The organism is Mycobacterium sp. PTI7 (assembly GCF_056679845.1).
Map to the genome: position 1 here is coordinate 1,310,216 of NZ_CM155252.1, position 12,953 is coordinate 1,323,168.

Genomic DNA, 12,953 nt, shown 5'->3' on the forward strand with positions numbered 1-12,953 from the left:
AGCCACCGTGTCCCGACAAGCACCATCGCAGTCCGGTCCCACCACTCCCGACGTCCTCTTCCGGGTGGACAGCCTGCTCGACGACGAGGAACGGCAGATCCGCGACACCGTGCGTGCGCTGGTGAAGAGCCGGATCGCCCCCGACATCGCCGGCTGGTACGAGGCCGGGGAGCTGCCCGTCCGCGACCTCGCCGTCGAACTCGGTCAGCTCGGTCTGCTGGGCATGCACCTCGAGGGCTACGGCTGCGCGGGGACGTCGGCCACCGCCTACGGGCTGGCCTGCCTCGAACTGGAGGCCGGGGATTCCGGGATCCGCTCGCTGGTGAGCGTGCAGGGGTCGCTCGCGATGTTCGCCCTGCACGCGTTCGGTAGCGAGGAGCAGAAGCAGCAGTGGCTGCCGGGAATGGCCGAGGGTCGCACGATCGGCTGCTTCGGCCTGACCGAACCCGACTTCGGATCCGATCCCGCCGGCATGCGCACCCGTGCCACCCGCTCCGGCGACGACTGGATCCTCAACGGCTCGAAGATGTGGATCACCAACGGCTCGGTGGCCGACGTCGCCATCGTGTGGGCGCGCAGCGACGACGGCGTGCGGGGCTTCGCGGTCCCGACCGACACACCGGGGTTCACCGCCAACACCATCAAGAACAAGATGTCGCTGCGCGCGTCGGTCACCAGCGAGCTGGTCCTCGAGGACGTCCGTCTGCCCGAGAGTGCCCGGCTGCCGGGGGCGACGAGCCTGCGGGCACCGCTCAGCTGCCTCAACGAGGCGCGCTTCGGCATCGTGTTCGGCGCCGTCGGTGCCGCGCGGGACTGCCTGGAGACGGCCCTCGCCTACAGCCAGTCGCGCACCCAGTTCGACCGGCCCATCGGCGGCTTCCAGCTCACCCAGCAGAAGCTCGCCGACATGACGCTCGAATACGGCAAGGCCTTCCTGCTGGCGCTGCACCTCGGTCGGGCCAAGGACGCCGACGGTCTGCTGCCCGAACAGGTCAGTCTGGGCAAGCTCAACAACGTGCGCGAGGCCATCGAGATCGCCCGGACGTCGCGCACCATCCTGGGCGCCAGCGGCATCACCGGCGAATACCCGGTGATGCGGCACGCCAACAACCTCGAGTCGGTGCTCACCTACGAGGGCACCGTCGAGATGCACACGCTGATGATCGGGCAGGCCCTCACCGGCACCCAGGCATTCCGCTGACCAGGCGATAGGGGTTCACCAGCGTGGCCGAGTCGATCGACGACCACTTCACCACGACCGTCGGTGCGCTCGACGAGCCGTCCGCGCCGAGTACGGAACGTCTGCGTGGCCTCCCGGCCCAGCAGTGCCTCGACGTGTTCGACGCACAACTGGGCAGCCGCCACCTCGATCTGGCCGCGCGCTGGCTGCGGTCGAAGGGCAAGGGCTTCTACACCATCGGCTCGTCCGGTCACGAGAGCAACGCGGCGGTGGCCGCGGCGCTGCGACCCACCGATCCCGCTCTGCTGCACTACCGTTCGGGTGGCTTCTTCCTCGCCCGGGCTCAGCAGCAGTCGGGCAGTGACGCCCTGCGCGACGTGCTGCTCGGTCTGGTCGCCGCGACGGAGGAACCGATCTCCGGTGGTCGGCACAAGGTGTTCGGACGGCACGACCTCGCCGTGATCCCGCAGACGTCGACGATCGCCTCACACCTGCCGCGGGCGCTGGGCGTGGCGTTCTCGATCGCGCGGGCGCGCAAGCTGGGCGTCGAGTCGGCATGGCCGTCGGATGCCGTGACGGTGTGCAGCTTCGGAGATGCGTCGGCGAACCACTCGACCGCGGTGGGCGCCATCAACGCCGCCATGCACACCGCCTACCAGGGGCTTCCGATGCCGCTGCTGCTGCTGTGCGAGGACAACGGCATCGGCATCAGCACCAGGACGCCGCAGGGTTGGATCGCGCGGACCTACTCGAATCGCGAAGGCCTGCAGTACTTCTCCGCCGACGGCGCCGATCTGCCCGCCGTGCTCGCGACGGCCGCGGAGGCAGCCGCCTTCGTACGGACGCAGCGGCGGCCCGCGTTCCTGCACCTGCGGACGGTGCGGCTGATGGGGCACGCCGGCTCGGACTACGAGCCCTCCTACCGCACGCCGAGCGACATCACCGCCGACTACGCCCGGGACCCGCTGCTGGGCACCGCGCGCCTCCTGATCGATGCCGGTGTGCTGACACCGGCGGACGTGCTCGACGCCTACGAGGCGAAGCGCACCGCGGTGCTCGACATCGCCCGCGAGGTCGCCGAACTCGATCAGCTGGATAGCGCGGCCGCGGTGATGACGCCGCTGCGGGACGCGCTCGACGAGGCCGTCGCCGCCACCGAGGCGGGTGCGCGGACTGCGCCGGCCGGTGGCGACGGTGCGCCGATGACGTTGGCGCAGGCCATCAACGGCGCGCTGCACGGGATCCTGGCCGACAGCCGGGACGCCCTGGTGTTCGGCGAGGACGTCGCGCGCAAGGGCGGCGTCTACGGGGTGACCCGGGGGTTGCAGGCGGCGTTCGGCACGGCACGGGTGTTCGACACACTGCTGGACGAGCAGTCGATCCTCGGGCTCGCGCTGGGCGCGGGCGTCTCCGGGATGCTGCCGATCCCGGAGATCCAGTACCTGGCCTACCTGCACAACGCCGCCGACCAGATTCGCGGCGAGGGCGCGACACTGCAGTTCTTCTCCAACCGCCAGTACCGGAATCCGATGGTGGTGCGCATCGCGGGGTACGGGTACCAGAAGGGCTTCGGCGGGCACTTCCACAACGACGACTCGATCACCGCCATCCGCGACATCCCCGGCGTGGTGGTCGCCTCGCCGTCGCGGCCCGACGACGCCGCGGCGATGCTGCGGTCGTGCGTCGTCGCGGCGCGCACCGCCGGCCTGGTCTGCGTATACCTCGAACCGATCGCGCTGTACCACACCCGCGATCTGCACTCCGACGGCGACGACGGTTGGCTGGCAACGGATTCCGGCGGTGTGGTGCCGATCGGCCGCGCCCGCACCTACGGTGACGGCGGCGACCTGACCATCCTCACGTTCGGCAACGGCGTGCCGATGAGCCTGCGGGTGGCCCGCACGCTGGCGGAGCACGACGTCGCGGCCCGGGTGGTCGATCTGCGCTGGCTCGCGCCGCTGCCGGTGGCCGACGTGCTCGCCGAGGCCGCGGCGACGGGGCGGGTGCTGGTGGTCGACGAGACCCGGCGCAGCGGCGGCGTCAGCGAGGGCGTCCTGACCGCGCTGATCGACGGCGGCTTCCGCGGCGCGATGGCCCGGGTCGCCAGCCACGACAGCTTCATCCCTCTCGGCGACGCGGCCCTCGAGGTGCTGCTGTCCGAGCAGACGATCCTCGACGCCGCCCTGGAGCTGGCGGGCCGGTCCTAACGCTTGTTGACGAACCCGTCGTCGACGGGCAGGGCGACCCCCGAGATGTGCTTGCCGGTGTCCGACACCAGCCACGCGACGGTGTCGGCGATGACCTCCGGCTCGACGGTCTCCATGTTGGCCGCGCTCGCCATGGTCTGCGACCCCTCCTCGGCGCCGGTCATCTCGCTGAGCCACTGCCGGGTGAACTCGTTGTCGATCATCGGGGTCCGCACCCCCGCGGGGTGCACCGAGTTGACCCGGATGCCCTGTGGCCCCAGCAGATTCGCGTACGAGCGCATCAGTCCGACGACGCCGTGTTTGGCGGCCGCGTAGCCGATCGAGCCGGCGAACGGCGACGCAAGACCGACGAGTCCCATGACCGAGCTGATCAGGACGATCGCACCGCCGTTGCCTGCCTTGATCATCGGACGCATCGAGACGTCGACGGTGTGGTGGACGCCGGTGAGGTTCACGTCGATCACGTCGTGCCAGGCGTTCTCACCCGCCATCGGTGCGATGCCCGCATTGGCGATGACGATGTCCAGCCGGCCACCCAGCTCGTCGACGCCCGCCCGCAGCGCGGCCTTGAGCGCGTCGCGGTCGCGCACGTCGGCATGGGCCGCGACGATCCGCGCACCGGTGTCCTCGACGAGCTTCACCGTCGCGGCCATGTCGTCGGGCGTGGCCATCGGGTAGGGGACCGAGGCGATCTGGTCGCAGAGGTCGACGGCGATGACGTCGGCGCCGTCCGACGCCAGCCGTACCGCGTGTGCACGACCCTGTCCGCGGGCCGCACCGGTGATGAAGGCGACCTTGCCCGTCAGCGGGCCGTCGGGCGCAGCCACGTCAGGGACGCAGCCGGCCCTTGGCGGGATCGCCGGCCACCACCGGCGTCAGCATCTTGATGTCGGGTGCGCCGTCGAGCAGCTCACCGATCGCGCCGAACAGTGCGCCGATCGCGGGTGCGGTGCTGTGCACCTTCAGCGCCTCCTCGTCGGCCCACTGCTCGACGAAGACGAAGGTGCCGTTGGCCTCGTGCAGGGAGTACAGCTCACAGCCGGGCTCGCCGTGCACCGCCTCGATCGCCGTCGTGCAGGCGTCGCGCACCGCGTCGACGGATTCGGGCTTGGCGGTCATGGTGGCGACGACGACGACGGGCATTGGTGCTCCTCATACTCTCCGGCGAGTGATCCGGCGCACACCTTACCGAGGGACGGGCGACCTCACCCGACGACCTCCTCGACGCCGGCGACACCGGCTCCGCGCTGGTCGATCTCGGTGATCTCGTCGGCCCCGACGAGGTAGAGCCGGGCCGACGCCAGGTCGAGGAACAGCCCGACGACGGTCACCGTGCCCTCGGCGAGGCGTTCGGCCACCTGGGGGTGCCGCTGCACGGCCTGCACCTGCGTGGCGACGTTGACGACGCTCAGCTGGTCGGCGCCGACGAAGCCGGCGTCGGCCGCCGCCTTCGCGACGGGGTGGTAGTCGCGGAACGCGGCGAGGCTGTCGGCGCCCAGGTCGAGCCAGCGACCGACGGACCCGTCGGCGGAACCGTGCATCAGGTCGTGCATGGCGTCGCAGCCCGAATGGCCGCAGATCGCGATGGTCGACACCGACAGGCGCCCCACCGCGTAGCTCAGTGCGGATTCCACCGACAGATCGCCGCCGACCAGGTTGCCGACGTTGCGCACGTTGAGCAGTTCACCGGGTGCGCTGTCGGTGATGAGGTTCGGCAGGATGCGGGCGTCGGCGCACGTCAGCAGCATCGTGTGCGGATCGTGGTCGGAGGCCGCGCTGTTGGCGTTGTCGCGCAGCAGCGGGGCCAGCCCGCTGCTGAAGCGGTCGACGCCGCCCGCGAACTGCGGGGGCAGGATCTGGCGCAGGGCCGAGATCACCCGACGCCCTTCGGTGTTGCGACGCGGTGGCTGGGCGTGCGCGAACTCCATTCGGGCGGTGCCGGTCTCGGTGACGGTGACCTCGTCGCCGTTGGCGCGGCGCTGCCGGATCCACTCGTCGAGCGTGTCGAGCGCGGCGTGGTCGAGATAGTCGACGTTGAGGTCGATGGAGGTCTCGGCGCCGGGCGGGATGGTGGCGAGTGCGGCCGTGAGGCGGGGGAGTGCGAGGAAGCTGCACGACCCGGTGATGGCGACGTGCCACCGTGGCGGCCCGCCGGCCCCGATCCGGTTGGTGAGGTCCTCGGCCACGATCGACACCCGGACGATGCGCCACGCGGCGATCGCGATCGCGAGGACGAGCCCGATCAGGACGCCCTCGAGCAGGTTGAGGAAGACGACCGCCACCAGGGTCACGCCGTAGATGATCAGCTCCCCGGTGCGCCGCGCCAGGTCGATGTGCGCGAGCTTGACCAGCTGGACGCCGATGACGATCAGCAGGCCCGCGAGTGCGGCGTTGGGGATCATCTCGACGACGTTGACGAGGAACACGGAGAACAGCAGGAGCCACACGCCGTGCAGGGCGGCCGACGCCCGGGTCTTGGCGCCGGCGGTGACGTTCGCGGTGCTGCGGACGATCACGCCGGTGATCGGCAGCCCGCCGAGCAGGCCGGACGACACGTTCGCCGTGCCCTGGCCGACCAGTTCCCGGTTGAAGTCGGTGCGGACGCCGCTGTGCATCTTGTCGACCGCGCTGGCCGAGAGCAGGCTCTCCACGCTGGCGATGAGCGCCACGGTGAGCACGGCCATGGCGATCACGCTCCACGAACCCTGCGGCATCTCGGGCAGGCCGATCGCGTCGATCACGGACTCGTCGAGCGCGATGCGATCGGTGCCCAGGCCGGGCAGGTAGCTGACCGCAGTGGCGACCACGATCGCGACCAGCGCCGCGGGGATCACGCGGACCGCGGAGGGCACGAAGCGCCACGACAGCATGATGGCGATCACCAGCCCGCCGATGAGCACCTCCGACCACTGCGGTGAGGCCAGTTCGCCGGGCAGTGCGGTGAGGTTCGCCCAGGCGTTGCTCCGGGGCCCGCCGCCGAGCAGGACGTGCACCTGCTGCAGCGCGATGGTGATGCCGATGCCCGCGAGCATGGCGTGCACGACGATCGGGGCGATGGCGAGGGCGGCGCGGGCGATCCGGCTCAGCCCCAGCAGGATCTGCGCCACGCCTGCGGCGGCGGTGATCGCGCACGTCGCCTTCCAGCCGAACTGGGCGACGAGTTCGGCGACGACGACCGTCAGTCCCGCGGCGGGACCGCTGACCTGCAACGGCGACCCACCGACGACGGCGCAGACGATGCCGCCGACGATGGCGGCGATCAGGCCTGCGACCACGGGTGCCCCGGAGGCGACGGCGATGCCGATCGACAACGGCAGCGCCACGAGGAACACGACCAGTGAGGCGGGAACGTCATAGCGAAAGACATTGTGTAACAAGGGCTTAACATGGCGGGATTCCGTCTGCTGGCTCACGGCTCCGACAGTAGCGGCGACGACGGAATCCGTCGTGTTACCGATCGGTGACGCTGAGCACGTTCGGGTCGTCCGCAGGTGGGGCGCCACGCCGCAGCGCCGCGCATTTCGTAGTCCGATGGTTAGCCGTTTGTTACCTGTGTGGCTGATGGTGCAAATGGGTTGCCTGCGACTAGTCTTACCCGCATGGCAAGTAAGACCGTGAGCCGCTCGGGATCGCGAAAGCCCAGCTCAGGGGCGGGTGCGCGGAATGCGGCTCGACCGGCCCCGCCGAAGAAGAAGCCCGCGCCGCCGCGCCGCAAGCCGGCCAAGCGGAGCAGCTCCGGCGCAGCCGTCGGGACGGCGGGGGCAGCCGTCGGCAGGGGCGCCCGAGCCGGCTGGCTCGTGCTCGCCAAGGGGGCGGGCAGCACGGCGCGGTCGATCGGCCGCGCCCGCGACCTCGAACCGGGACACCGTCGCGACGGAATCGCGCTCGCCCTGCTGGGCCTCGCCGTCGTCGTCGCCGCCAGCTCGTGGTTCGACGCAGCACGTCCGGTCGGCGGCTGGATCGACACCGCGGTGCGCACCGTCATCGGTGCCGCGGTGGTCCTGGTCCCGATCGCACTGGCCGTCATCGCCGTCGTCCTCATGCGGACCGAGCCGCAACCCGAGACGCGTCCGCGCCTGATCCTCGGCACCGCGATGATCGCGCTGCCGGTGCTCGGCCTCTGGCACCTGTGGTCGGACTCGCCCGCGGATCCGACCGCGCGGCGCGACGCCGCCGGCTTCGTCGGGTTCGCCATCGGGGGACCGCTGTCCGACGGCCTGACCCCCTGGATTGCCGCACCCCTGCTCGTCATGGCGGCGCTCTTCGGCGTACTGCTGCTCACCGGGACCACCATCCGCGAGGTGCCCACGGCCCTGCGCGAACTGTTCGGCGCCGGCTACCGCGACGACGACGACTACTACGACGAGGACGAGTACGTCGACGAGCAGGACGCCGACCGTCCCGCCGCCGCGGTCGACGACTTCTCCGACGGCTACTACGACGATCCCGCCGGCTACCGCGGTGACGAGGCGGCCGCATGGCCGGGGGCAAGCAAGCCCACCTCTGGCACCCCACTCGACAACTACCCGCTCGACGACGAGACGCCCACGGCGCCCGAGCCGGCACCGGCGCCCGCGCCCGTCCGCCGGAAGAGGACGCCGGCGCCGGTCGCCGACGCCGAGCCCGCACCCGCGCCCAAGAAGCAGGAGACGTTGGTCATCGACCGCGTCGTCGACGGGTCGTACGTGCTGCCCGCGCTGGACCTCCTCGTCGCCGGCGATCCGCCCAAGCGGCGCAGCGCCGCCAACGACAAGATGATGGACTCGATCAACTCGGTCCTCGAGCAGTTCAAGGTCGACGCGGCGGTCACCGGATGCACCCGCGGGCCCACCGTCACGCGCTACGAGGTCGAACTCGGCCCCGGCGTCAAGGTCGAGAAGATCACCGCGCTGCAGCGCAACATCGCCTACGCCGTGGCCACCGAGAGCGTCCGCATGCTGGCGCCCATCCCGGGCAAGTCCGCCGTCGGCATCGAGGTGCCCAACATCGACCGCGAGATGGTCCGCCTGGCCGACGTCCTCACCGATCCGGTGACCCGCAGCGACCACCATCCGCTGGTCATCGGCCTCGGCAAGGACATCGAGGGCGAGATGATCTCGGCGAACCTGGCGAAGATGCCGCACCTGTTGGTCGCGGGGTCGACGGGCTCGGGCAAGTCCAGCTTCGTCAACTCCATGCTGGTGTCGCTGCTGACGCGTGCCACGCCCGACGAGGTCAGAATGATCCTGATCGACCCGAAGATGGTCGAGCTGACGCCGTACGAGGGCATCCCGCACCTCATCACCCCGATCATCACGCAGCCGAAGAAGGCTGCGGCGGCACTGACGTGGCTCGTCGAGGAGATGGAGCAGCGCTACCAGGACATGCAGGCGTCGCGGGTGCGGCACATCGACGTGTTCAACGAGAAGGTGCGCTCCGGTGAGATCACCACGCCGCTGGGCAGCGAGCGGGTGTACAAGCCGTACCCCTACATCCTCGCGATCGTCGACGAGCTGGCCGACCTGATGATGACGGCGCCCCGCGACGTCGAGGAGGCCATCGTGCGGATCACGCAGAAGGCGCGCGCCGCCGGCATCCACCTGGTGCTCGCCACGCAGCGTCCGTCCGTCGACGTCGTCACCGGCCTGATCAAGACCAACGTGCCGTCGCGGCTGGCGTTCGCCACCTCGTCGCTCACCGACAGCCGCGTCATCCTCGACCAGCCCGGCGCCGAGAAGCTCATCGGCATGGGCGACGGCCTGTTCCTGCCGATGGGCGCCAACAAGCCGACCCGTCTGCAGGGCGCCTACATCAGCGACGAGGAAATCCACGCCGTCGTCGAGGCCACCAAGGCGCAGGCGGAGCCGGAGTTCATCGACGGCGTCACCGCGGCCAAGCCCAGCGGCGAGCGCACCGACGTCGACCCCGACATCGGCGACGACATGGACGTCCTGCTGCAGGCCGTCGAACTCGTCGTGTCGTCGCAGTTCGGCTCCACCTCGATGCTCCAGCGCAAGCTGCGGGTGGGCTTCGCGAAGGCGGGCCGCCTGATGGACCTCATGGAGACCCGGCAGATCGTCGGGCCGTCCGAGGGGTCCAAGGCGCGCGAGGTGCTCGTCAAGCCCGACGAACTGGCCGGCACGCTCGCGCTCATCCGCGGTGGCTCCGACGCGGGCGGCGGGGACGAGGAGCCCGACTTCTAGCGGCGGCACCCCGTCAGAGGTGCAGCAGCATCCGCGTGTTGCCGAGCGTGTTCGGCTTCACGTACGACAGGTCGAGGAACTCCGCCACGCCGATGTCGTAGGAGCGACACATCTCCTCGTACACCTCGGCGGTGACCGGCGTGCCGTCGATCTCCTCGAAGCCGTGCGCCGAGAAAAAATCCGTCTCGAAGGTCAGCACGAAGATCCGTTCGAGACGAAGCTCACGGGCGACGTCGAGCAGACACTCGACGACGGCGTGGCCGACACCCCTGCCCCGCACCTTCGGATGCGCCGCGACGGTGCGCACCTCGCCGAGGTCGGACCACAGGACGTGCAATGCGCCGCAGCCCACGACCTCGCCGTCGACCTCGGCCACCCAGAACTCTTGGACCGCCTCGTAGAGGGTGACGAGGTTCTTCTCGAGCAGGATCCTGCCCGCGTAGATGTCGACGAGTTCCTTGATCCGCGGAACGTCGGACGTGCGGGCGCGGCGGACCACCAACGCGTCGCTTTCGGGTGCCTCGCTCACAGGTGGAGGGTATCGGTCCCGGCAACGGATATTCTGATGCGGTGCAGAGCCAGTCTGAGAGCAATCCAGTGGTTCCGCACGTCAGCGTCGTCAACGTCGCCAACATGCTCACCGGGTTGCGCATCGTCCTGGTGCCGGTGTTCCTGGCCGCCCTGTTCGTCGGCGACGGCCACGAAACGTTCTGGCGAGTGGTCGCTTTCATAGTGTTCACCGCCGCCGTCATCACCGACCGGCTCGACGGCGAGATCGCCCGCAGCTACGGGATGGTGACGGAGTTCGGCAAGCTGGCCGACCCGATCGCCGACAAGGCGCTGATCGGCGCGGCGTTGATCGGGCTGTCGATGCTCGGCGACCTGCCGTGGTGGGTCACCGTGGTGATCCTGCTGCGTGAGGTGGCGGTCACCATCCTGCGGCTCGTCGTCATCCGGCGAGGCGTGATCCCCGCCAGCCGCGGCGGCAAGCTCAAGACCCTCGTCCAGGCGGTCGCCATCGGCCTGTTCGTGCTGCCGCTCACCGGCGCGTGGCTGGCCGCCGCCTGGGTCCTGATGATCGCTGCGGTGGTGCTGACCGTGCTCACGGGCCTGGACTACCTGCTGTCCGCCGTGCGGGGCGCCCGCACGGCGTGACGTCTTCGGATCTCTGCGACCGGTCGGGAACCAAACCGACGCGTGTGGGCGTTTCACTTCAGAGATGACCGCCAAGCGTTCGAGCCGAAGGAGCCTCCGATGACTGCATTGCTGCGTGAAGTGATCGGCGACGTATTGCGTCAAGCCAGGACCGCTCAGGGGCGCACGCTGCGCGAGGTGTCCGACGACGCCCGGGTGAGCCTCGGATACCTGTCGGAGGTGGAGCGCGGTCGCAAGGAGGCCTCGAGCGAACTGCTCGGCGCCATCTGCACCGCGCTCGAGGTGCCGCTGTCGCGGGTGCTGACCGACGCCGGCCAGGTGCTCGAGCGCGAGGAACGGCCGGTCGCGGGCGCGACGGGTGCGGGGATCGTCGACGTCACGACCAAGGTCGTCATCCCGCACGCCGTCACCATGGCCGTCGCCTAGCGCCACGCGCGCAGGCCCGTCCGCACCGGCGAATCGACCGCAGGGGTGTAGTCGTCTGCGCGAAACCGATAGGTTGGCACGTAACGCAGGCGGGCGGGCGACCCCCGATCCTGCAGGCACGAACGACACGACATCGACTCATAAGGCGGGAATGCACTCATGGCCAATCCTTTCGTCAAGGGCTGGAAGTACCTCATGGCGCTGTTCAGCTCCAAGGTCGACGAGTACGCGGACCCGAAGGTGCAGATCCAGCAGGCCATCGAGGACGCGCAGCGCCAGCACCAGGCGCTGACGCAGCAGGCCGCGCAGGTCATCGGCAATCAGCGCCAGCTCGAGATGCGGCTGAACCGTCAGCTCGCCGACATCGAGAAGCTCCAGGTCAACGTCCGTCAGGCGCTCACGCTGGCCGACCAGGCCGCCTCCTCGGGTGACGCGGCCAAGGCGACCGAGTACACCAACGCCGCCGAGGCGTTCGCCGCGCAGCTCGTCACCGCCGAGCAGAGCGTCGAGGACCTCAAGGGTCTGCACGATCAGGCCCTGCAGGCCGCCGGTCAGGCGAAGAAGGCCGTCGAGCAGAACGCGATGATGCTGCAGCAGAAGATCGCCGAGCGAAGCAAGCTGCTGAGCCAGCTCGAGCAGGCCAAGATGCAGGAGCAGGTCAGCGCTTCGCTGCAGTCGATGGGCGAGCTGTCCGCGCCGGGCACCACGCCCAGCCTCGACGAGGTGCGGCAGAAGATCGAACGCCGCTACGCCAACGCGATGGGTGCCGCCGAGCTGGCGCAGAACTCGGTGCAGGGTCGGATGCAGGAAGTCCAGCAGGCCAGCGTCCAGATGGCCGGTCACAGCCGGCTGGAGCAGATCCGCGCCTCGATGCGCGGCGACTCGCTCGGCACCGGCACCTCGGCCACCAACCCGGCGACGCCGGCGGTCAACCCGCCCGCGGCGGCGCCGGAACCTCCGCTGTCACAGTAACTTTCACGAACGGTCTGCCTCATGCCGAACGCCCGAAGTCGTACCTGGACGACGCTGCTGCAACGCGGTGTGGACACCGCCGCCGAGTGGTCCGACGTGGCGGCGCAGCGCCTCGGCGCGGCGGCCGACCCCCGTGCGAAGCTGCTGCGGAAGCGGCGGTGGGCGTTGCGTGCGACGGTGTTCTTCGCGTTCGCGACGGCGTTCTGGGTGGCGGTGACCCTGGTCCTGGCGTCGTGGAGCACGCCGGCCTGGGCGCTGCTGATCCCCAGCCCGATCGCGGTGGGTGCGGCGTTCCTCGCGACGTTGGCGTTCTCCCGGTACCGCTGGCTGAAGCGGGCGCCGCTGCCCGCGGAGCGTCCGAGTCGCCGCCTCCCGCAGTGGGGTTCGGCGGCGCGTCAGCCGATGGCGTCGCTGGCATCCGCCGAGCGCGGCCTGTTCTCGCTGCTGGGCGTGATGGAGCGCGGCCGGATGCTGCCGCCCGACGAACTGCGCGAGATCACCGAGGCCGCCAACCAGACCTCGGCGGCCATGGCGTCGACCGCCACGGAGATCGTGTCGATGGAACGCGCGATCGCCTCGGCGCCCCAGGCGCGGGCGCACCTGGCGCCGACGATCGGCGCGTTCACCGGCCAATTGCACACCGGCGCGCGGCAGTACGACGAGATGGTGACGGCGGCGGCCCGGCTGGTGTCGGCGGCGAACAGCGGCTCGATGTCGACGTCGGCGATGTCGGCCGACCGCTACCGCCGGGAACTGGTGTCGGCCACCGACCGGCTCGCCGGGTGGGCGCACGCGTTCGACGAGCTGGGCCACCTGCGCGGCGCCTGACCC

General features: G+C 70.3%; 11 protein-coding genes. 7 read left to right on the forward strand and 4 right to left on the reverse strand.

Going from position 1 to position 12,953, the window contains the following annotated elements; genetic code table 11:
* The first annotated feature begins 7 nt into the window (after window positions 1–7).
* Together AC1MEY_RS06365 and AC1MEY_RS06370 are read left to right on the forward strand one after the other, a co-directional pair.
* Window positions 8–1,201 carry an acyl-CoA dehydrogenase family protein gene (locus AC1MEY_RS06365; protein WP_480229853.1) on the forward strand — a complete coding sequence of 398 codons (1,194 nt, stop codon included), beginning with the start codon at window positions 8–10 and terminating at the stop codon, window positions 1,199–1,201.
* Window positions 1,202–1,302: 101 nt separating this feature from the next.
* Window positions 1,303–3,387: a thiamine pyrophosphate-dependent enzyme gene (locus tag AC1MEY_RS06370; RefSeq protein ID WP_480231332.1), complete on the forward strand. Its 2,085-nt coding sequence runs from the start codon at window positions 1,303–1,305 to the stop codon at window positions 3,385–3,387.
* Here AC1MEY_RS06370 and AC1MEY_RS06375 read toward each other — a convergent pair.
* From AC1MEY_RS06375 to AC1MEY_RS06385, 3 genes are all read right to left on the reverse strand, one after another.
* The gene (locus tag AC1MEY_RS06375) at window positions 3,384–4,214 is read right to left on the reverse strand and encodes a mycofactocin-coupled SDR family oxidoreductase (protein ID WP_480229854.1); all 831 of its coding nucleotides are present in this window, start codon (window positions 4,212–4,214) and stop codon (window positions 3,384–3,386) included. The genes AC1MEY_RS06370 and AC1MEY_RS06375 overlap by 4 nt on opposite strands.
* Before the next feature lies 1 nt (window position 4,215).
* Window positions 4,216–4,530: a putative quinol monooxygenase gene (locus tag AC1MEY_RS06380; RefSeq protein ID WP_480229855.1), complete on the reverse strand. Its 315-nt coding sequence runs from the start codon at window positions 4,528–4,530 to the stop codon at window positions 4,216–4,218.
* A 62-nt stretch (window positions 4,531–4,592) separates the two neighbouring features.
* Window positions 4,593–6,764, reverse strand: a complete 2,172-nt coding sequence (locus tag AC1MEY_RS06385; protein ID WP_480229856.1) for a SulP family inorganic anion transporter — start codon at window positions 6,762–6,764, stop codon at window positions 4,593–4,595.
* Window positions 6,765–6,986: 222 nt separating this feature from the next.
* Between AC1MEY_RS06385 and AC1MEY_RS06390 the strand changes: the two genes are divergently transcribed.
* Window positions 6,987–9,569 carry an FtsK/SpoIIIE family DNA translocase gene (locus AC1MEY_RS06390; RefSeq protein ID WP_480229857.1) on the forward strand — a complete coding sequence of 861 codons (2,583 nt, stop codon included), beginning with the start codon at window positions 6,987–6,989 and terminating at the stop codon, window positions 9,567–9,569.
* A 13-nt stretch (window positions 9,570–9,582) separates the two neighbouring features.
* On the opposite strand, the gene AC1MEY_RS06395 is transcribed toward AC1MEY_RS06390, so the two are convergent.
* Window positions 9,583–10,098 (reverse strand): amino-acid N-acetyltransferase, encoded by a 516-nt coding sequence (locus tag AC1MEY_RS06395; RefSeq protein ID WP_480229858.1) that lies wholly within the window; start codon window positions 10,096–10,098, stop codon window positions 9,583–9,585.
* Between the two features lie 104 nt (window positions 10,099–10,202).
* Between AC1MEY_RS06395 and pgsA the strand changes: the two genes are divergently transcribed.
* The 4 genes from pgsA to pspM all read left to right on the forward strand — a co-directional run bounded on the left by pgsA (window position 10,203) and on the right by pspM (window position 12,950).
* Entirely contained in the window at window positions 10,203–10,724 is a 522-nt protein-coding gene (gene pgsA, locus AC1MEY_RS06400) for a CDP-diacylglycerol--glycerol-3-phosphate 3-phosphatidyltransferase (protein WP_480231333.1), read from the forward strand.
* Window positions 10,725–10,823: 99 nt separating this feature from the next.
* Window positions 10,824–11,150, forward strand: a complete 327-nt coding sequence (gene clgR, locus AC1MEY_RS06405; protein WP_480229859.1) for a transcriptional regulator ClgR — start codon at window positions 10,824–10,826, stop codon at window positions 11,148–11,150.
* 159 nt (window positions 11,151–11,309) lie between these two features.
* A complete protein-coding gene (gene pspA / locus AC1MEY_RS06410; protein WP_480229860.1) occupies window positions 11,310–12,122 on the forward strand; it encodes a phage shock protein PspA in 813 nt (270 codons plus the stop codon).
* A 21-nt stretch (window positions 12,123–12,143) separates the two neighbouring features.
* A complete protein-coding gene (gene pspM, locus AC1MEY_RS06415; RefSeq protein WP_480229861.1) occupies window positions 12,144–12,950 on the forward strand; it encodes a phage shock envelope stress response protein PspM in 807 nt (268 codons plus the stop codon).
* Window positions 12,951–12,953: the final 3 nt, after the last annotated feature.